Annotated in this window: 19 protein-coding genes; 3 read left to right on the forward strand and 16 right to left on the reverse strand. The window is 73.4% G+C overall.

Annotated elements, in window-relative coordinates:
* Positions 1 to 131 precede the first annotated feature (131 nt).
* The 13 genes from IEZ31_RS11005 to IEZ31_RS11065 form a co-directional block, all read right to left on the reverse strand.
* The gene (locus IEZ31_RS11005; protein ID WP_190249692.1) at positions 132 to 887 is read right to left on the reverse strand and encodes an ABC transporter ATP-binding protein; all 756 of its coding nucleotides are present in this window, start codon (positions 885 to 887) and stop codon (positions 132 to 134) included.
* Complete coding sequence (locus IEZ31_RS11010; RefSeq protein ID WP_229834675.1) at positions 874 to 1,707, reverse strand: ABC transporter ATP-binding protein; 834 nt, start codon at positions 1,705 to 1,707, stop codon at positions 874 to 876. The genes IEZ31_RS11005 and IEZ31_RS11010 overlap by 14 nt, the downstream gene beginning before the upstream one ends.
* Positions 1,704 to 2,672, reverse strand: a complete 969-nt coding sequence (locus IEZ31_RS11015) for a branched-chain amino acid ABC transporter permease (RefSeq protein ID WP_190249693.1) — start codon at positions 2,670 to 2,672, stop codon at positions 1,704 to 1,706. The genes IEZ31_RS11010 and IEZ31_RS11015 overlap by 4 nt, the downstream gene beginning before the upstream one ends.
* Positions 2,669 to 3,556 (reverse strand): branched-chain amino acid ABC transporter permease, encoded by an 888-nt coding sequence (locus IEZ31_RS11020; protein ID WP_190249694.1) that lies wholly within the window; start codon positions 3,554 to 3,556, stop codon positions 2,669 to 2,671. The genes IEZ31_RS11015 and IEZ31_RS11020 overlap by 4 nt, the downstream gene beginning before the upstream one ends.
* 128 nt (positions 3,557 to 3,684) lie before the next feature.
* Complete coding sequence (locus IEZ31_RS11025; protein ID WP_190249695.1) at positions 3,685 to 4,755, reverse strand: ketopantoate reductase family protein; 1,071 nt, start codon at positions 4,753 to 4,755, stop codon at positions 3,685 to 3,687.
* Positions 4,692 to 5,525, reverse strand: coding sequence for an SDR family oxidoreductase (locus IEZ31_RS11030; protein ID WP_190249696.1), 834 nt, complete (start codon positions 5,523 to 5,525; stop codon positions 4,692 to 4,694). The genes IEZ31_RS11025 and IEZ31_RS11030 overlap by 64 nt, the downstream gene beginning before the upstream one ends.
* A complete protein-coding gene (locus tag IEZ31_RS11035; protein ID WP_190249697.1) occupies positions 5,522 to 5,752 on the reverse strand; it encodes a ferredoxin in 231 nt (76 codons plus the stop codon). Before IEZ31_RS11035 ends, IEZ31_RS11030 begins: the two co-directional genes overlap by 4 nt.
* A 25-nt stretch (positions 5,753 to 5,777) precedes the next feature.
* Positions 5,778 to 6,986, reverse strand: a complete 1,209-nt coding sequence (locus IEZ31_RS11040; protein ID WP_190249698.1) for an NAD(P)/FAD-dependent oxidoreductase — start codon at positions 6,984 to 6,986, stop codon at positions 5,778 to 5,780.
* Positions 6,983 to 8,182, reverse strand: coding sequence for a cytochrome P450 (locus IEZ31_RS11045; protein ID WP_229834676.1), 1,200 nt, complete (start codon positions 8,180 to 8,182; stop codon positions 6,983 to 6,985). Before IEZ31_RS11045 ends, IEZ31_RS11040 begins: the two co-directional genes overlap by 4 nt.
* 28 nt (positions 8,183 to 8,210) lie before the next feature.
* A complete protein-coding gene (locus tag IEZ31_RS11050; protein WP_190249699.1) occupies positions 8,211 to 9,509 on the reverse strand; it encodes a cytochrome P450 in 1,299 nt (432 codons plus the stop codon).
* A gap of 722 nt (positions 9,510 to 10,231) precedes the next feature.
* Positions 10,232 to 11,071, reverse strand: coding sequence for an acetoacetate decarboxylase family protein (locus IEZ31_RS11055; RefSeq protein WP_190249700.1), 840 nt, complete (start codon positions 11,069 to 11,071; stop codon positions 10,232 to 10,234).
* On the reverse strand, positions 11,068 to 12,333 hold the full coding sequence (locus IEZ31_RS11060) for a cytochrome P450 (RefSeq protein ID WP_190249701.1): 1,266 nt from the start codon (positions 12,331 to 12,333) through the stop codon (positions 11,068 to 11,070). Before IEZ31_RS11060 ends, IEZ31_RS11055 begins: the two co-directional genes overlap by 4 nt.
* Entirely contained in the window at positions 12,330 to 12,539 is a 210-nt protein-coding gene (locus tag IEZ31_RS11065) for a ferredoxin (RefSeq protein WP_190249702.1), read from the reverse strand. The genes IEZ31_RS11060 and IEZ31_RS11065 overlap by 4 nt, the downstream gene beginning before the upstream one ends.
* A gap of 119 nt (positions 12,540 to 12,658) precedes the next feature.
* Between IEZ31_RS11065 and IEZ31_RS11070 the strand changes: the two genes are divergently transcribed.
* The 3 genes from IEZ31_RS11070 (at position 12,659) to aceB (ending at position 15,691) form a co-directional block, all read left to right on the forward strand.
* Positions 12,659 to 13,330: a TetR/AcrR family transcriptional regulator gene (locus IEZ31_RS11070; protein ID WP_190249703.1), complete on the forward strand. Its 672-nt coding sequence runs from the start codon at positions 12,659 to 12,661 to the stop codon at positions 13,328 to 13,330.
* Positions 13,323 to 14,063: an IclR family transcriptional regulator gene (locus IEZ31_RS11075; RefSeq protein WP_190249704.1), complete on the forward strand. Its 741-nt coding sequence runs from the start codon at positions 13,323 to 13,325 to the stop codon at positions 14,061 to 14,063. Before IEZ31_RS11070 ends, IEZ31_RS11075 begins: the two co-directional genes overlap by 8 nt.
* 74 nt (positions 14,064 to 14,137) lie before the next feature.
* A complete protein-coding gene (gene aceB, locus IEZ31_RS11080) occupies positions 14,138 to 15,691 on the forward strand; it encodes a malate synthase A (protein WP_190249705.1) in 1,554 nt (517 codons plus the stop codon).
* Between the two features lie 38 nt (positions 15,692 to 15,729).
* On the opposite strand, the gene IEZ31_RS11085 is transcribed toward aceB, so the two are convergent.
* The 3 genes from IEZ31_RS11085 to IEZ31_RS11095 are packed head-to-tail and all read right to left on the reverse strand — an operon-like array spanning position 15,730 to position 18,708.
* Positions 15,730 to 16,494, reverse strand: coding sequence for an enoyl-CoA hydratase/isomerase family protein (locus IEZ31_RS11085; protein WP_190249706.1), 765 nt, complete (start codon positions 16,492 to 16,494; stop codon positions 15,730 to 15,732).
* 4 nt (positions 16,495 to 16,498) lie between these two features.
* A complete protein-coding gene (locus IEZ31_RS11090) occupies positions 16,499 to 17,518 on the reverse strand; it encodes an LLM class flavin-dependent oxidoreductase (RefSeq protein WP_190249707.1) in 1,020 nt (339 codons plus the stop codon).
* A 50-nt stretch (positions 17,519 to 17,568) separates the two neighbouring features.
* A complete protein-coding gene (locus IEZ31_RS11095) occupies positions 17,569 to 18,708 on the reverse strand; it encodes an acyl-CoA dehydrogenase family protein (protein WP_229834677.1) in 1,140 nt (379 codons plus the stop codon).
* Positions 18,709 to 18,739: the final 31 nt, after the last annotated feature.

Raw genomic sequence — 18,739 nt, forward strand, 5'->3', positions numbered from 1 at the left:
AGCACCCGGCGGCCTATCTAGACCTATGATTCGCATCATAGAGTTGGCAGTGACGGCCGGGCAATGGTAAGTCGTCGTAAGATGCGCATAGATTTTGCCGCCGCCGAGGCCCGCCGGTGGGCGGGGCGCACTCAGCGGGCGACGGGCTCGTCCGGGGTGTCAGAGGTGTCAGAGGTGTCGAGGTCCACGAAACCGCTGAGGCTGCCGACGCCGGACTTGATCCGGCCCGTCGTGTCCACCTCGGTGATCTCGCCACGCTCCATGACGATGGCTTTCGTGGCCAGCTCCTGGGCCATGGCCGCGTTCTGCTCGACCATGAGCACGGCGATGCCGGAGGCGGCGATCGACTGCACCGTGGTCATCACGATGTCGACCGCGACCGGCGCCAGGCCCATGGACGGCTCGTCCATCATCATGAGCTTCGGCGAGCTCATGAGGGCCCGGCCGAACGCGAGCATCTGCTGCTCGCCGCCGCTGAGCAGCCCCGCCTGCCGGTTGCGGCGCTCGGCCAGCACCGGGAACCGGTCGTAGATGTCGCTCAGCAGCTTCGCCTTGTCCTGCGTGGACGTGCGCGCGTACGCGCCGATCAGCAGGTTGTCCTGCACCGACAGCGGGCTGAAGATCCGCCGGCCCTCGGGCACCAGCGCGATGCCGGCCCGGCTGATCCGGTGCGTGCGCCAGCGGGTGATGTCGGTGCCGTCGAACATCACCCGGCCGCCGGCCTTGGGCACCAGCCCGGCCACCGAGCGCAGCAGCGACGTCTTGCCCGCGCCGTTCGGCCCGAGCACGACCACGATGTCGCCGTCGCCGACCGAGCCGGAGAAGCCCTGCACGGCGGTGACGGCCCCGTAGCGGACCACCACGTCGGAGATCTCAAGCAGCGGCACGGCGACCCCTCCCCAGGTAGGCCTCGACCACCTGCGGCTCGCGGATGACCTCCGCGGGCCGGCCGGACGCGATGCGGTGGCCGGAGTCCAGCACGTACAGGTGGTCGCAGATGTCGACCATCATCTTCAGGTCGTGTTCGACCAGGATCTGCGTGACGCCCTCGTGGCGCAGCCGCAGCAGCAGCTCGCCGATCTCGTCGCGCTCGGCCCGGTTCATGCCCGCCGTCGGCTCGTCGAGCAGGAGCAGGTGCGGCTCCGCCGCGAGCGCGCGGGCGATCTCCACCTTGCGCTGCGTGCCGTAGGACAGGTTCAGCGGCAGCTCGTCGCGCAGGTCCATGAGGTGCAGCCGGTCCAGCGCCGCCTCGGCCCGGGCCCGCACCTGCGCCTCGCGCCCGCGGGTCCACCACGGCATGAGCCACTGCTTGACGAACGACGAGCCGAAGACGGCCTGGTCGGCGCCGAACATCGCGTTCTCCAGCACCGAGAACTGCGGCATCAGCCGGACCGTCTGGAACGTGCGGGCCAGGCCCAGCTGCGCGACCTGGAACGGCGAGCGGCGCATGACGTCCGCGCCGCCGATCAGGATGTTGCCGCTGGTCAGGTCGAGCAGCCGGGAGATGGCCGCCAGCAGGGTGCTCTTGCCGGAGCCGTTCGGGCCGGCCAGCCCGTAGAGCCGGCCGTCGTGCACGGTCAGGGACACCCCGTCGAGGGCCTTCACGCCGCCGAGGTTCACCGCGGCCTCGCGGACCTCGAGCGCCGGCACGGCCGTGGCGGGGGCGCCGCCGGCGTCCGGTGCGGCCTGCGTCATCGCGTCGGTCATCGCGCTGCGCCCTTCGCCCGGTCCGCGGCCACCGGCTCGGCCGTCGTGGTGGGGTCGCCCACCGGCGGCGGGGCAGCCGGTGCCACCCCGGCCGGCGCCGGTCCCGGTGGCCGCGCCGCCCGCAGGCCGGGTGCGACCCGCTGCCACAGCCAGCGCAGCGCGCCGAGGACGCCCTCGGGCGCGTACATCACCACGAGCACCAGCACGACGCCGTAGACCAGGTGCTGGTACTCGCCGATGGTCGCGGCCAGCGACGGCAGCCAGGTGATGATGATCGTGCCGATCACCGCGCCGATCCACGACGAGGTGCCGCCGATGACGGCCATCGTCAGCGTGGTGATGATCAGCGTGAAGCCGGCCGACGTCGGCTGCACGGTGCTGAACGTCAGCACGTAGAGCGAGCCGGACAGGGCGCCCAGCGCGCCGGAGATGGCGAAGACGATCCGCTTGCGGCGCTTGAGGTCCACGCCGACGCTCATCACCAGCTCCTCGCTGTTCTTGATGCCGACCAGCGCCCGGCCGACGGCCCGCCGCTCCAGCTGGCTGACCAGCAGCACGGCGAAGACCGCGGCGGCCAGCAGCCCGCCCGTGCCGACGCCGAGCGGCACGCCCAGCAGGCCGAGGGCGCCGCCGGTCAGCTCGCCGCCGTTGGTCGCCACGACCGTGAGGATGAGGTCGAAGGCGAAGGTGACCATGCCGAGATACAGCCCGCGCAGCCGGATCAGCGGGATCGACATGAAGTACGCGACGAGCCCGGAGACCACGACCATCAGCGCGATCGCCGGCAGCACCGGCCAGTCGCGGATGACGAGGATGCCGGTGCCGTAGGCGCCGATGCCGTAGAAGCCGATGCTGGCGAAGCTGAACACGCCCGAGCGCAGCGCGATCTGGACGCTCATCGCCAGCGGGATGCTGATCAGCATGCCCTGGATCAGCGTGAGATGGCCGAAGTACCAGCTGCTCATACCCGTTCCGCCAATCCTTTGCCGACCACGCCCTGCGGGCGCAGCACGATGACCAGGAGAATGATCGCGAACGAGATCGCGTCGACCCAGGTGCCCGACGTCTGGGAGATGACGATCGTCTCGGTGCCGGCCAGCACGACCGCCCCGATCGCGGTGCCCCAGACGCTGCCGACCGAGCCGAGGATGATGATCGCGAAGCCCTTGAGCATGAACGGCTCGCCGCTGCCCGGCGTCAGCGCGCCGAGGTAGATCACCAGCAGCATGCCGGCCAGCCCGGCCAGGGAGCCGGCGATGAGCATCGTCACCGCCGACAGCGCCCGGGTGTTCACGCCCATCAGCTCGGCCGTCTCCCCGTCGTAGGCGACCGCCCGCAGCGCCCGCCCGGTGCGGGTGCGCGACACCCACATCGCCACCACGGTGCACAGCACCGCGCCGGCCAGGATGATCGCGGCCTGGACCGTGGAGATGTGGGTGTGCTCGCCGAGCTTGTAGGTGCTCCAGTCGAGGTGCCCGATGCCGAACGGGCTGTCGTGCGTGTAGGCCACGGCGAGGGTGACCGGGATGCCCGCGGCGCCCACGCCCGCGATCAGCGTGAGCAGCTCGGCTTGTCGTTTGTCGGGGACCCTCGCCCGGATGTGCCGGAAGACGACGACGTCGAGCAGCAGCGTGAGGACGCCGGCGGTGCCGACGCCGATGACGAAGAGCAGCCAGAGCGGCAGCGCGATGTACTGCGTCACGACGTAGGCGGTGAAGGCGCTGAACATCATCAGGGCGCCGTGCGCCAGGTTCAGCACGTCCAAGGCGCCCCAGGAGAGCGTAAGACCCAGGCTGAACAGGATATATACCGCACAGAGCACAGCTCCGTTGATCAATTGCTGGGTCATCGGGGCTTCCCCTCGCAACGTTGATTGGGGGCGATCTCGTAATTACTGATAATGGTATGACTGAAACGGGGGTGTCAAGGAACTGACACTGCCCCGTAACACTCTCGATCGACTTGACCAGCGCAGAGTCAGGCGTTCGGCCGGTTGCTCCCGTCCGGCGCGTCCTCGCTGGTGACGGGGTGTGCCGGGACCGAAGCGGACAGTTCCTCGCGGGCCCGCACCAGCAGCCGCAGCGTCGCGAGCACCGGCGTCGGCACGCCCCGCTCGGCGCCGCACGCCTCGATCTCGCCGATGAAGTCGCCGATCTCGGTGCCGCGGCCGCTGCGCAGCGACTGGTACGTCGATCCGGGGTTGTCCCGGGCCACCGGCCGCCCGGCGAAGCGCGACCGCAGCACCTCCAAGTCGACGCGGACGCCCCGGGCCGCGGCGACCGCGAGCACCTCGGCCCGGGCCCGCTCCAGGACCTCCCACGCCGACGCGCTGCGGGTGATCGCCCGCACCGGCAGGAACAGCGCCCCGGACACGGCGTTGGAGACGGCGCCGACGGCCTTCTCCCAGAGCATCGCGTCGCGGTCGGCGACGACGCGCACCGGCAGCGCCGGCGAGTCGAGCCGGCCCAGCAGGGCGGCGGCCCGGGCGGCCCGGGCCGGCGGCGGCGCGGCCACCAGCGCGCCGGCCACGGTGTGGTCGACCACGCCCGGGCCCACGTACTCGGCGCCCTGGTAGATCACCCCGGCGACGCCGCGCGGGTCGGCCCGCTCGACCCGCTCGGCGGAGCTCAGCCCGTTCTGCAGGGCCACGACGACCCCGTCGGCGGCGGCGAGGGTGCGGGCCAGCCCGATCGCCCAGCCGGTGTCGTAGCTCTTGTTCAGCAGCAGTACCACGTCGAACGCCGCCGACGGGGCGTCCGCGGCGGCGACCACCGCCGGCCGGGCGTGCAGCGGCGGGTCGCCGGTGGCCAGCCGGCGGACCTCGATCCCGCGGTACCGGATGGCCTCGACCGCCTCCGGGCGGCGGCTCACGATCGTCGGCGCGGCCCGCCCGTCGTGCGCCAGCAGGGCACCGACGAGCTGCCCGAGCGCCCCGGCGCCGACGACCGCGACGCGGAGCCGGGTGTCCGCCGGGCCGGCCCCGGTCAGGGTGCCCGCCGCCCGGCCTCGAAGATCGCGCCGCCGGCCTCGTGGTCGCCGCGGGCCCACCGCGAGTCGCCCGGGATCGCGGTGAACCCGCCGTCCACCACGAGCGTGTGCGCCGTGATCATCTCCGCGGCCGGGCCGGCCAGGAACGCCACCGCCTCGGCGATGTCCTCGGCGAAGATCGGGCGCTTGCCGTCCGTGCGGGCCTGCAGCAGCTCGATCGTGCGGTCCATGGCGGTGACGTCGCCGACGGCGAGGTCGGCGTTCATCGGCGTGGCCGTCGGGCCGGGCATGACCGCGTTGACCCGGATGCCGTGCGGGCGCAGCTCGCCCGCCACCGAGCGCATGAGCCCGAGGACGCCGGCCTTCGCGGCGCTGTACGCGTGGTTGCCGACGCCGCCGGCAACCGCCGCCGGGCTGGTGGTCACGACGATGACGCCATGCTGCCGCGGGCGCATGACCCGGGCGGCGTGCTTCATCGACAGGAACACCCCGCGCAGGTCGATCGCCCAGGTGGCGTCGACGGCGGCCAGGTCGGCGGTGTGGATCGGCCCGTAGGCACCGAACACGCCGGCGTTGGCGAACATCAGGTCCAGCCGGCCGAACACCGACACGGCCTGGTCCGCCGCCGCGGCGACGTCCGCCTCGTGGGCCACGTCGACGCGCAGCGGCAGCGCGGCCGGGCCGAGCTCCCGGGCCAGCTCGACGAGCGGGTCGGCCTGCACGTCGGCCAGCACGACCCGCCAGCCGCGGCCCACCAGCAGCCGCGCGGTGGCCGCGCCGATGCCGCTGGCCGCCCCGGTGACGACGGCGACGTCGCCGGAGGCGGTCACGCGCTCGCCGCGCTCTGGGCGTGCAGCCGGATCGCCTGCACCGGGCAGTTGCTCGCGGCGTCCTCGACCGCGCCGCGCAGCGACCCCGGCACCGGGTCCACGAGCACGACCGCGCGCTCCTCGTCGTCCATGTCGAACACCTCCGCGGCGTAGACGAGGCAGAGGGCGTGGCCCTCGCAGGCGACCCGGTCCACCTCCACGGTGAGGTCGCCGTTGTCCACGGTCATGTCCGCTCCCTTCGGTTCGGGCTCATCAGGCCGCCGCGAGCTCGCGGACGGCCCCGGCGACCTCGGCGAACGAGGCACCGGACGCCAGGCGGGTGCGCAGGTGCAGCACCTGCTTGGGCCGGCCGATGCCGAGCACGGCGGTGGCCCGCCGGCCGTCGCCGTAGGCGGCCAGCAGCGAGCGACCGTCGGCGCCGGCCCGCAGCTCGACCTCGTCGGCCGCGCCGGGCAGGCCGAAGCACTGCAGCTTCGTGCCGCACTGGTCGCTCCAGAAGTAGTGCAGCGGCGCGTCGAGCGGCTGCCGCTCGTCGCGGCCGGCCAGCAGGTTGCGGGCCACGGCCTGGGCCTGGGCGGTGGTGGTGGTCCAGTGCTCGACCCGCACCGGCGCCGCCGCACCCGGGTAGCGCCAGGCGGCCGCGTCGCCGACCGCGTAGACGTCGCGCGCGGAGGTCTCGCCGTAGGCGTCGCAGACGATGCCGTCGGCGAGCTCCAGGCCGGCGTCGCGCAGCCAGTCCACGGCCGGCCGGACGCCGACGCACTCCGCCACGACGGCCGCGCCGACCGTGCCGCCGTCGGACAGCACGAGACGACGATGGCCGCCGTCGCCGCCCACGCCGGTCACCGAGACGCAGCAGCGCACGTCGACGCCGTCGGCCGCGAGCAGGTCGCGGACGTGGGCGCCGACGGCCGGGCCGAGGGCGCCGAACAGCGGCGTCGGCGCCGCCTCGATCACCGTGACCGGCGTGCCGGCGGCGGTCGCCGCCGAGGCGATCTCGCAGCCCATGAAGCCCGCCCCGACCACGGCCAGGCGCTCGTGGTCGAGGATCGCCCGGCGCAGCCGCACGGCGTCGTCGTAGGTGCGCACGGTGTGCGACAGGCCGTCGAGGACGGGCAGCCGGCGCGGGCTGGTGCCGGTGGCCAGGACCGCCGCCGTGTACGGCACGGCGGTGCCGTCGTCCAGCAGTACCGTATGAGCGGCCACGTCGAGGTGGACGGCACGGCGGCCGAGGACCAGCTCGCACAGGCCGTCGTAGGCCTCCGGCGCGCACAGGAACGGCGGCTCGCCGAGCCGGTCGGGGTGCAGCAGCTGCTTGGACAGCGGCGGGCGGTCGTAGGGGGCCAGCCGCTCGTCGCTCACGAGCGTGACCGGCCCCGTGTGGCCGAGGCGGCGCAGCGACTCGACGGCGCGCAGGCCCCCGAGCCCGCCGCCCACGACGACGATCCCCGGCCCCGTCATTGCTGGGCCGGCCACGCCAGCGGCAGCGAGCGCAGGCTCAGCTGGTGGCCGCGCTCGATCAGCTCGGTGCCCGGGGCCAGCCCGTACTGCGGGATCTGCCGGTGCCACTCGCGAACGACGACCTCCAGCTCGTGGCGCGCGAGGTGCATGCCGAGGCAGCGGTGCGGCCCGGCGCCGAAGCCGAGGTGGTGGCCGGTGTTCGCGCGGTCGAGCCGGAACTCCTCCGGGCACTCGAACTTGCGCGGGTCGCGGTTGGCCGAGGCGATGCCGAGCCAGACGATGTCGCCGGCCTTCATCGGCAGGCCGTGGAAGTCGATGTCCTTGAGCACCAGCCGGCCCTCCTGGAGGATCAGCGAGTACAGCCGCATGAACTCCTCGATGGCCTTGGGGATCAGCTCGGGGTCGTCGACCAGGGCCTGCCGGTCCTCCGGGTGGGTGGCCAGGTGGGCGAAGACGTAACCGAGGCCGCTGCGGGTGGTGTCGAGCCCGGCGGTGACCAGCGACAGGCAGACCGTCTTGAGGTCCTCCTGGTCGAGCCACTGCGGGCCGTGGTCGGGGTGCAGCATGCGGCTGAGGAAGTCGGTCTCCGGGTCCCGCGGGCTGCGCCGGCGGTCCTCGATCGCGTCGTCGAAGTACTGCCGGATCGACGCGACCGCCGCCTCGGCCTCCGGGCCCTTGTAGAGGTTGGAGAACAGCGCGCCGACCCAGTCCAGGAACTTCGGGCCGTCCTCGACCGGCATGCCGATCGTCGCCAGGAACATCTCGGTCGGGTAGCGCAGCGCGAAGCCGTCGACCAGGTCGGTGCGGCCCAGCGGGGCGATCTCCCCGATGAGGTCCCGGGCCCGCTGCTTGGCCAGGCCGTCGAGGCTGCGCACGGCGGCCGGCGAGAACCAGCGGTTGAGCACCCGGCGCAGCCGCAGGTGCTCCTCGCCGTCGAGGTTGTTCGGCATGAACCGGACCTTGCGGTCGGGGCTCAGCGCGTTGGAGACCGAGTTGGAGAAGTACTCCGGCATCTGGATCGCCTCGAGCACGTGCTCGTAGCGGGTCAGCATCCAGAAGGGATGGCTCGTCGCGTCGTTGAGGTAGAACGGCTCGGCCTCGCGCTCGGCGGACGCCATCGCGTAGTGCGAGAGGATCGGGCCGTCGTGGCGGTAGTCGGTGTGGCTGACCGGGCAGCGCAGTTGGTCGGGGCTCACGAGGTCACCTGTCCTCTCGGTGGAACGGCTAGCGGACCTGCAGGGGCAGGTGGATCAGGGCCCGGGCGATGTGCCGGTCCTGGAACACCAGCCCGCCCCCGGGCCGCAGGTCGACGGTCGGGAACCGGGTCACCAGCTCCTTCAGCACGACCTGCCCCTCCAGGCGGGCGAGCGTCGAGCCGAGGCACCGGTGGATGCCGCCGCCGAAGGCCAGGTGCGGGTTCGGGCGGCGGGTGAAGTCGATGCGGTCCGGGTCGGGGAAGACCTCGGGGTCGCGGTTGGCCGCGCCGATGAGGGCGACCACGGCCTCGCCGCGGCGCAGCAGCTTGCCGCCGATCTCGACGTCGGCGTAGAGCCAGCGCGGCGGCGGTGCCTGCGCGGGGCTGACCCAGCGCAGCAGCTCCTCGGTGGCCGGCACGACCAGCCGGTCCGGGTCGGCGGCCAGCTCCTCGAACCGGTCCCGCTGCTGCAGCAGGCCGAGGGTGCCGACGCCGAGCAGGCCCATCGCCGGCGACTGCCCGGCCTGCAGCAGCGTCGAGATCGTGCCGTAGAGCTCCGGCTCGGACATCCGGTCCTCGTCGGCGGCGGCCACGATCGCGCCGATGACGTCGTCGGTACCGCCGCGGCGCCGGGCGGCGAAGAGCGCGTCGAGGTAGTGGGCGAAGCCCTCGGCGCCCTCGGCCGCGACGAGGATACGGTCGAACGAGCCGTCGACGTCGAAGCCCTGCATGAGCCGGTCGGACAGGCTCAGCACGGTGTCGCGGTCCTCCGGCGGGACGCCCATGAGCTCCGACATCACGATGAGCGGCAGCTTGTGCGCGAGCAGCGCGGCGAAGTCGAACCCGCCGGTGGCCGCCGCCTCGGCCTCGATGTCGTCGAACAGTCCGGCGACGATCTGCTCCAGCCGGGGCCGGAACTCCGCCACGCGCTTGGGCGTGAAGTAGCCGGCGATGACCGACCGGACGCGGGCGTGGTCGGGGTCGTTCATCGCGGTCAGGAACGACTTGCGCAGCGTGAAGTAGGACTGGGTCTCCGGCGGCGCGCCGGCCCCGAAGTCCCAGCCGAGCCCGGCCGGCGTCGCGCCGAGCACGTCCGGCCGCTCGACGCTGAGGCGGAACAGCGTCGAGCAGTCGGCGTGCCGGAAGAGGTACCACAGCCCGGGCAGCCTTGGGTCGCTCGGCAGTCCCCAGTGCACCGGGTCGTGCGTGCGGTACTCGGCGAACAGGCGGAACGGGTCCCGCGCGTGGTCGAGCGCCAGGTTGAACCGTGGTAGCACGTTGCCGGCGATGTTCGCCGAGTTGCGGTCGGCGTCGATGACGAAGGTCATGGGCCACTCCTTCCCCGAGAACCATTTCAGATTAATGATGCGCATAGAATGCGGTCAAGGGATCTCCCTTGCCCGCGCCGCCTGCCTGCTCCGGCCGCTCCGCTCGCACCGCCCGCTGCGGTCACTCCTGCGCCCGCTCCGCCCTTGCCCGTGTTGCTCGCCCCGCCCGTCCCGCCACTCCACCCCGCCCGCCCTGCGCTGCCCACCCGCCCCGCTCTGCCCGCCGCTCCGCCCCGCTCTGCCCGCACTGCCCACCCACTCCGCTCTGCCTGCGAAGCTCACCCGGCCAGCTCCGCCCGCCTCAGCCGGCCCGGCCGCGCGCCGCGCCGCCCGCCCCCCTCCACTTCGCCTGCCACTCCCCCTCCGCTTGGCCGCTCCGTCCCGGCCGCCGCCCCCGGTGCGTCGATCTTGGAGTTGTGGTGCCTCACAAACCGGGCATTCTGGGAGTGTCCTGGCACCACAACTCCAAGATCGACGAACGGAACGGGGAGGGCAGGACGGGCAGGCAGGCAGCGCGGGACGGACGGGGCGGCAAAGCGGTCCGGGCGGAGCGGAGCGGGCGGGACGGGCGGGGCGGTCCGCGCGGAGCAGGCGGGCAGGACGGGCGGGCACCACGGGCGGGCACCACGGGCGGGCACCACGGGCGGGCACCACGGGCGGGCACCACGGGCGGGCACCACGGGCGGGCACCACGGGCGGGCAGGACGGGCGGGCGGGCAGGGCTAGTGCAGGAGCTGGAGCTCGTCGCGGAGGTCGTTGGTCAGTTTGACCAGCTGCGTCAGGCTCGCGGGCAGCGGCTCCACCTGCGGCAGAGCGGCCAGGCCGTTGACCACCTGGGCGAAGGTCGGCAGGTCCTCCCAGCGGGCCTCGCGCCAGCTGACGCCGCCGGTGCCGGTCCACCGGGTGAGGACCTGCTGGCGGTACACCCCGGCGGGGATCATCACCACCTCGCCGACGGCGGCCTTGCCGGGCTCGGTGGTGCTCGGGAAGTACTTGTAGTTGAACCGCGGCAGCGGGGTGGCGCCGGCCGGGTCGGCGAACGCGGTCGTCTGCTCCAGCTCGTGGGGCCAGTCGCCGAGCGAAGCGCCGTCGAGGCGCAGCCGGCCGAACTCGAAGCCCTCCCAGCTTGCCGTGACCTCGACACCGCCGCCGATGTTGTGCGGCGCGGAGACGTCGGCGAAGAGCTTCGGATGCCCGGCCTCGTCGCGGCCGACGATGATCGGGTCGGCCATGCTCTCCCACATCACCGCGACGAAGTCGCCGAGGGTCTCGCCCGCGGCGCCCCGGTGGACCGCGCGGAAGAGCACCTCGAAGTAGTTGTAGCCGCGGCCGGCCAGCCACGGGAAGCCGAGGTTGTGCAGCACCCGGACGGTCACCACCGGGTCGGGCGCGGGGACGAACGGCGCCGGCAGCACGGCCGCCAGCCGGTCGGGGTCGGTGCGGTAGGCGCAGGTGAGCAGGTTCGTGCGGATCGGCTCGCCGGTGAACCGGCGGCCGCCGGGGCCCTGGCGCGGGCCGAGCGACGGGCCGAAGCCGATCGGCATGCGGTACATCTCGGTCATGGCGCACCCTCCGCGGACGTGGCGTGGAACGGGCAACCGCCCGCGGCGGCGGCCGGCCGGGCCCGCAGGACGACCGGGAACCGGGCGAACCGCATGGTCGCGGTGTTCTCCCGGAACACCGGCGGGTCGGCGGGGTCGATGGCCGGCTCGTACCGCAGCACCTCCTGCAGCAGCCGGGTGAGCACGCCCGCGGGGACGTCGTCGCGGTCGACCGACCCGTTGCCCGCCCCGACGGCGACCTGCCGGCCGAGGCACGTGTGGGCCCCGTCGCCGAACGCCAGCCCGTAGGCGGTGGTGCGCGGCGGCAGCGGCCGGTAGGGGTCGTACTCCTGCGCCGTCGGCCCGAAGACGGTCTCGTCGCGGTTGGCCTCGTTGAGGTCGAGCAGCAGTTGCTCCCCGGCCGCGAACGTCCGCCCGCTCGGCAGCGTTACATCCTCGAGCGCGAGGCGCAGCAGGGCCGGCACGGTCGGGTGCAGCCGCAGGCCCTCGCTCACCGCCCGCTGCAGGAACGACAGGTCGCCCGCCTTGGCCCGGTCCTCCGGCCGGCGCTCGAAGTGCGCGAGCACCTCCTGCAGCACGTGCGGGGCCAGGTGCGTGGTCGTGTTCGCCGACGCGGTGACGTAGAAGATGACCTCGCGCAGCAGCTTCTCGGGCTCCCAGTCGCCGTAGTTGCGCAGCAGCAGCGTGGTGAGGTCGTTGGGAACCTCGGCGGCCGCGGCCAGCAGCGCCTGGCGCCGCTGCATGGCGGGGCGGAAGAAGCGCTCGCCGAAGCGGTCCTTGGCGGCCACGGCGGCGGCGACCACGGCCTCGCGGTCGTGGATGGCCCACTCGGCCGACGAGCCCTCGCCGAAGTGCTCGGCCAGCTCCCGCAGCTCGTCGACGTCGGCCGGGCCGGCCAGGTCGTCGATGCCGACGACCTTCGCGGTCACCCGCAGCAGGGCGTCGCGCATCACGTGCATGATGTCGACCTTCGGAGCAGCCGCCCCGCCGTCGAACGCCGCCTCCAGCTGCTCGCGCAGCGCCGGCACGACCGTGCGCAGCTCGTAGTCCATCAGCTGGGCCCGGGAGAACATCACGACCTCGGTGCGGCGGCGCTTGAGGTGCTCCTCGACGCTGAGCGTCATGAGCGTGCCCTCCAGCAGCGGGCCGCTGACCCGCACGAACATCGACGGCCAGAAGCCGGACGAGCGCAGGACCTCCTGCACCTCGTGATAGGCGACCACCCGGGTCATCTCGACGTGGTCGGCGATCGCCGGCGTCATCGCACCCTCTCCTCTGCGTCCTCCAGCACGATCGCGAGCTCCGGGCAGCTGGCCTCGGCCGCCCGGGCCCCGTCGAGGTCGGCCCGGCCCAGCTCGCGGTCGACGGCGACGGCCGTGCCGTCGTCCTGGAACCGGAACAGCTCGGGCGCCGTCACGACGCACACGCCATGGCTCTGGCAGCGCTCGGCATCAACGCGGGCCTTCATCGGTACCTCCCGCAGTAAACGAACACCACTGTACGTTTCGGAGCGTACGAGCGGGATCGTTCCATGGCAAGGGTTTGCGTGGTCTCGACAAGGCGAGGGGCTGGGTCATACTGCGAGGCATGAGACGCAGCACCACGGCGGAGGCCATCGTGCGCAGCCTGGCGGCCGAGGACGGCCGCGCCCTGCGCAGCGACGGGCAGCGCAACCGCGACCTCGTCGTCGACGCGGCCCTGGAGATCTTCGCCGAGGACGGCATGATGGGCACCGTCGAGAAGATCGCCGAACGGGCCGGGGTCAGCCGCACCACCGTCTACCGCAGCTTCCCGACCCGCCAGGCGCTGCAGATCGCGGTCGCCACGAGCCAGTTCGCGCAGATCCACCGCATCGCGCTCGACGCGCAGGCCGGCTCCGACGGCAGGGGGTCCGGCCTGGTCGACTTCGTGTTCGGCGCGTTCGAGTACAACCAGGCCAACCGGCTCTATCTGGAGCTGTTCGGCGGCCGCCCGACGGCCGAGATGCGCGACGTGCACGTCGCCTCCCGGCTGACCATCGCCGAGCTCACCGACGAGAGCCGGGCCGCGGGCGTGGTCCGCGCCGAGGTGACCGACGACGACGTCGCACTGTTCGTCGGCGGGCTGTCGGTGCGGCTGGCCACCGACCGCGCCACGACCCAGGACGACTGGCGGCGCTCGGCCCGGTTCGCCCTCATCGGCCTCGGCGTGCCCGACCGCCTGCTGCCGCCGCACCGGATCCCCCGGGCCCACCTCGACCCGGCGGCCACCGATGCGTGACGACGCCGCGCCGGGCGACGCGCCGGTCCAGTCGATCCTGCGCGCCTTCCAGCTGCTGGAGGCGCTCGCGGCGGCGGGCGGGACGGCCTCGGTCACCGAGCTGCGCGACGCCGCCGGGCTGCCGCTCGCCACCATTCATCGCCTGCTGCGCACGCTGGTCGCCGCCGGCTACGTGCGGCAGGAGTCGAACCGGGCCTATGCCCTCAGCGCCCGGCTGACCCGGCTGGGCGAGGCCTCCGGCTGGTCGACGGCCCGGTGGGCCACCCCGCACCTGCAGCGCGTCGTCGACCAGCTCGACGAGAGTGCGAACCTGGCCAAGCTCGACGGCGTGCGCGTGGTCTACGTCGCGCAGGTCCCCGGCCGCCACTCGATGCGCATGTTCACGGAGGTGGGCCGGCACGCCGGCGCGCACTCGACCGCGGTCGGCAAGGCCATGCTGGCGCAGCTGCCGCCGCGCCGGCTGCAGGCGCTGGCCGAGCACCTTCCCAGCGCGGCGGCGTCGCTGGCGGCGGAGCTGGAGCTGGTGCGCCGCGACGGCTACGCGATCGACGACGAGGAGCAGGAGGCCGGGGTCCGGTGTGTGGCGGTGGCGCTGCCGCCGTCGGACGCGGTCCCGATGGCCGTTTCGATCTCCGGCCCGGTGACCCGGATGACCGACGACCTGATCCGGTCGGCCGTGCCGGTGCTCACCGCGGCGGCCACCGCCCTGAGGACGGACCGGTTTTCCGACTAACGGAAAACTAGGAGCATATTGCGGAAAAGTACCTCGGGGGGCCACGATGACGGCGAATCCCGAGGAGGTCCGCCTTGTCCGCTCAGGTTGTCGCCCCGCTGCACGATCGCTACGACGAGATCCTCACGCCGGCCGCGTTGGAGTTCCTGGCCGGCCTGCACCGCCGGTTCGAGCCGCGGCGACGGGAGCTGCTCGCCGCCCGTGACCGCCGCTACGCCGAGCTGGCCGCCGGCGGCACGCTCGACTTCCTGGCCGAGACCAAGGACGTCCGCGAGGACGAGTCGTGGCGCGTCGCGTCGCCCGCCCCCGGCCTGGTCGACCGCCGCGCCGAGATCACCGGCCCGACCGACCGCAAGATGACGATCAACGCGCTGAACTCCGGCGCCAAGGTGTGGCTGGCCGACCACGAGGACGCCAACACCCCGCTCTGGGAGAACATGATCGAGGGCCAGCTCAACCTGCGCGACGCGGTCGCCGGCACGATCAGCTTCACCTCGCCCGAGGGCAAGCACTACCGGCTGACCGACGGCCCCCGGCCGACGATCGTGGTGCGCCCGCGCGGCTGGCACCTGCCGGAGAAGCACATCCTCGTCGACGGGCAGCCCGTGTCCGGCTCCCTGGTCGACTTCGCGCTGTACTGCTTCCACAACCACCACGCCACCCGGCCCTACTTCTACCTGCCCAAGATGGAGTCGCACCTCGAGGCGCGGCTGTGGAACGACGTCTTCCTGCACGCCCAGGAGGCGCTCGGGCTGCCCCGCGGCACCATCCGCGCCACCGTCCTCATCGAGACGTTCCCGGCCGCGTTCGAGATGGAGGAGATCCTCTACGAGCTGCGCGAGCACTCGGCCGGGCTCAACGCCGGCCGCTGGGACTACATGTTCAGCGTCATCAAGAAGCTGCGCACCCACGGCGACGACTTCCTCCTGCCCGACCGCAACTCGGTGACGATGACCGTGCCGTTCATGCGCGCCTACACCGAGCTGCTCGTGAGCACCTGCCACAAGCGCGGCGCCCACGCGATCGGCGGCATGGCCGCGTTCATCCCGAGCAAGGACGAGGCCGTCAACGCGGCCGCGTTCGAGAAGGTCCGCGGCGACAAGACCCGCGAGGCGAACGACGGCTTCGACGGCTCCTGGGTCGCGCACCCGGCGATGGTCGCGCTGTGCACCGAGGTGTTCGACGGCGTGCTCGGCGACCGCCCGAACCAGCTCGGCAACACCCGCGACGACGTGCGCGTCACCGCCGCCGAGCTGCTCGACGTGCGCAGCACGCCGGGCGCGGTCACCGAGGCCGGGCTGCGCAGCAACATCAGCGTCGGCGTGCGCTACCTGGAGGCGTGGCTGCGCGGCACCGGCGCGGTCGGCATCAACAACCTCATGGAGGACGCGGCGACCGCCGAGATCTCCCGCTCGCAGGTCTGGCAGTGGCTGCACACCGCGGTCCGGCTCGACGACGGCCAGGTCGTCGACCGCGCCCTCGTCGAGCGGCTCATCGACGAGGAGATGGCGGCGATCGCGCCGGAGGGCGGCCGGTGGGCCGAGGCCCGCGCGCTGTTCACCGAGATGGCCCTCGCGGACGAGTTCGCCGAGTTCCTGACGCTGCCCGCCTACGAGCGCATGCCGTGACGCGACAGGCGGTCCGCCGGGGCCCGGCGGACCGCCGTTCAGGCCGGGTCCGGGAACCGCGGGCGGCGCTTCTCCAGGAAGGCGGTGGCCCCCTCGACCATGTCGGGGCTGCCGACCGCCTGCACCAGCATCCCCAGCCCGGTGCTGAAGGAGTCGCGCGCGGCGTTCCACCAGACGTTCGAACTGACCTTGGTGATCTCCAGGTACCGCGGGCTGAGCGCCTCGATCTCCGCGCACACCTCGGCGACCCGCGCCTCGAGCGCGTCGTCGTCCACCACCTCGTTGACGAGGCCGAGCCCAAGGGCCTGCTCGGCGCTGTACCGCCGGCACAGCATCGCCATCTCCTTGGCCCGCTTCTCGCCGATCTGCGTCGCCAGCACGTTGGTGGCGCCCATCACCGGCGAGCTGCCCACGCGCGGCCCGGTCTGGCCGAACGTCGCCGAGCGGGCGGCGACCGCCAGGTCGCAGGCGACCACGAGCTCGTTGCCGCCGCCGGCCGCGGCCCCGCCGACCGCGGCGATGACCGGCCGCGGGCACTGCCGCACGGCGTCGAGCAGGCGCAGCGACGCGCGGTACAGCCCGCGCATGTTCTCCATGGTCGGCTGGGCCAGGCCGGTGAGGGCTCCCCCGGCGCAGAAGCTGCCGCCGGATCCGGTGATGACCACCGACCGCGCGGCGGCCGCATCCTCCAGGGCGTCGGCGATCGCGTGCGCCATCGGGGCGTCGTACGCGTTGCGCCGCTCGGGCCGGTTGAGCCGGATCCACACCGCGGAGCCCCGGCGCTCGACCTCGACATCCGTCATCTGTTCAGCCTCCGTGACGCGGGAAGTGGGGCAGTACCTCGTTCCGGAACAGGGCGAGGGTCGCGAGCACCTGCTCCTGCGGCAGGTCGTGCCACTGCATGCGCAGGATGACGTAGGTGACGCCGAGCTCCTGCAGGTCCTTGAGCCGGCGGACGCACTCGGCCGGGGTGGTGAAGATGTACGAGTGCGCGGCCACGTCCTCGGCCGCCTGCGCGTCGCTCAGCTGCCGGTAGCTCGCGGTGGCGTCGGGGGCGTTGAAGGCGCTGTAGGCGCGGGTGAGGTTGCCGCGGGCCCGGGCGCCGATCGCCATCGCCCGCTCGGGGTCGTGGTCGAGCACCAGCTCCCGCCGCACCACGACGTCCCGGTCGCCGCGCGTGCCGGCCGCCGCGATCTCGGCCCGGTACCAGCCGAGCACCGTCGCCAGCCGCTCCGGGGTCACGTGCGGCGGGATGATCCAGGCGTCGCCGAGCCGGGCCGCGCGCCGGGCGCCGGTGCGGTGGGCGCCGGCGCCGACCCAGATCGGCGGCCCGCCCGGCCGCACCGGCGGCAGGCTGATCCGCTGGCCCTTGAGCGTGTAGTGCCGCCCGGCGAAGTCGACCGGCGCTCCCGACCACAGGCCGCGGACGACGGCGACGGACTCCTCGTAGCGGGAGACGCGCTCGTCGAGCGGGATGCCGAAGGACTCGAACTCGTTCTCGCGGTAGCCCAGGCCGAACCCGGCGATCGCGCGGCCGCCGCTGATGTGGTCGAGCGTGGAGTACAGCTCCGCGACCTCGACCGGGTGGTGCAGCGGCAGGATCAGCATGTTGGTGCCGACGGCCATCTCGCCGGCCTCGGCGGCGATCGCGGCGAGCGTCGGGATCGGCTGCAGCGTCGGCATGTTGCCGAGGTAGTGCTGCAGCATCCAGACCGACGACAGCCCGGCGTCGGCGGCCGCGGCGACCTGCTCGCGCATCGGCCCGATCAGGTCGGCCGGGCGCCGGTCGGGCGGGAAGTCGTTCTGCACGGCCAGTCCGAAGCGCATGCCTGGGCTCCATTCGGTACGTCGGGATCCAGCGGTACCCCGGGATTCGGTCAGGAGAAGCGCTTCACGAGCTGCTTCGCGAGCGCGTCGAGCAGCACCTCGGTGGAGCCCTCGTAGATGCGCATCGGCCGGGCCTCCCGGTAGAGCCGCTCGATCACCGAGCCGCGGACCAGGCCGAAGCGGCCCATCACCTGCACGCACCGGTCGACCACCCGGCCGGCCGTCTCGGTCGCGCCGACCTTGGCCATCGACGACAGGTGCAGGCTCGCGCGCGGGTCGCGGGCCGCGGCGGCGGCCGCGCGGTAGGTGAGCGCGCGGGCCATCTCGATCTCGGTCCAGCAGGTGGCCAGCAGGGCCGGCACCGGGCCGAGCCGCGCGAGGGGGGTGCCGAACTGCGACCTCCCGGTGGTGTGCCGGACCGCCTCGCGCAGCGCCGCCTCGGCCAGCCCGACGGCGGCCCCGGCGACGGAGACCCGGAACGTGGCGAGGGTGGCCAGCATCAGCGCGAAGCCCTCGCCGGCCGCGCCGACGAGGTGGTCGGCCGGGACCCGCACGCGGTCGAGCACGACGTCGCCCAGGACGTGCGGGGCGATGATCTGGTGCGGCCGCTCGACGGCGACGCCGGGGGTGTCCGCGGGCACGAGCACGAGGGAGTACTCGTCGCCGGCGCGGGCCAGGACGGTGTAGACGTCGGCGTCGCCGGCGTTGGTGATGAACGACTTGCGGCCGTCGACCACCAGCTCGTCGCCGTCGCGGGTGAGCGTGGTCGTGATGGCCCGCAGGTCCGAGCCGACGTCGGGCTCGGTGAGGCCGAGGGCGGCGATCGCGTCGAGGCGGCCGATCGGGCCGAGCCAGCGCTCCTGCACGGCGGGCGCCGCGCCGACGCCGAGGGCGTAGCCGCCGATGCCCTGCATCGCGAAGAGCGAGTCGAGGTGCGCGCTGACGGCGGCGAGCTGCTCGCGCACGGCGGTGACGGCCAGCGAGTCGACCAGCTCGGCGCGCCCGCCGAACCGGGCCGGGACCATCAGCCCGACGAGCCCGCTCTTGGCCAGGGCCGCCCGCATGTGCGGGTCGACGTCGTCGCGCTCGTCGGCCTCGGCCGCGCGCTCGCGCAGTGACTCGGCGAGCTCGCGGGCCTCGGCCTGCAGCGTGCGGTAGCGCTCCGGCAGATCGAACAGCGCGTCGGACACGGCGACCTCCATCTCCCAACCCGGGGCAATT

This window comes from Dactylosporangium sucinum (assembly GCF_014647515.1).
Taxonomy (GTDB): domain Bacteria; phylum Actinomycetota; class Actinomycetes; order Mycobacteriales; family Micromonosporaceae; genus Dactylosporangium; species Dactylosporangium sucinum.

Coding starts and splice junctions, on each gene's coding strand:
- IEZ31_RS11010 (WP_229834675.1), bottom strand. CDS start 1,707: ATGACCGACGCGATGACGCAGGCCGCACCGGACGCCGGCGGCGCCCCC.
- IEZ31_RS11015 (WP_190249693.1), bottom strand. CDS start 2,672: ATGAGCAGCTGGTACTTCGGCCATCTCACGCTGATCCAGGGCATGCTG.
- IEZ31_RS11020 (WP_190249694.1), bottom strand. CDS start 3,556: ATGACCCAGCAATTGATCAACGGAGCTGTGCTCTGTGCGGTATATATC.
- IEZ31_RS11035 (WP_190249697.1), bottom strand. CDS start 5,752: ATGACCGTGGACAACGGCGACCTCACCGTGGAGGTGGACCGGGTCGCC.
- IEZ31_RS11040 (WP_190249698.1), bottom strand. CDS start 6,986: ATGACGGGGCCGGGGATCGTCGTCGTGGGCGGCGGGCTCGGGGGCCTG.
- IEZ31_RS11050 (WP_190249699.1), bottom strand. CDS start 9,509: ATGACCTTCGTCATCGACGCCGACCGCAACTCGGCGAACATCGCCGGC.
- IEZ31_RS11055 (WP_190249700.1), bottom strand. CDS start 11,071: ATGACCGAGATGTACCGCATGCCGATCGGCTTCGGCCCGTCGCTCGGC.
- IEZ31_RS11060 (WP_190249701.1), bottom strand. CDS start 12,333: ATGACGCCGGCGATCGCCGACCACGTCGAGATGACCCGGGTGGTCGCC.
- IEZ31_RS11065 (WP_190249702.1), bottom strand. CDS start 12,539: ATGAAGGCCCGCGTTGATGCCGAGCGCTGCCAGAGCCATGGCGTGTGC.
- IEZ31_RS11070 (WP_190249703.1), top strand. CDS start 12,659: ATGAGACGCAGCACCACGGCGGAGGCCATCGTGCGCAGCCTGGCGGCC.
- IEZ31_RS11075 (WP_190249704.1), top strand. CDS start 13,323: ATGCGTGACGACGCCGCGCCGGGCGACGCGCCGGTCCAGTCGATCCTG.
- IEZ31_RS11085 (WP_190249706.1), bottom strand. CDS start 16,494: ATGACGGATGTCGAGGTCGAGCGCCGGGGCTCCGCGGTGTGGATCCGG.
- IEZ31_RS11090 (WP_190249707.1), bottom strand. CDS start 17,518: ATGCGCTTCGGACTGGCCGTGCAGAACGACTTCCCGCCCGACCGGCGC.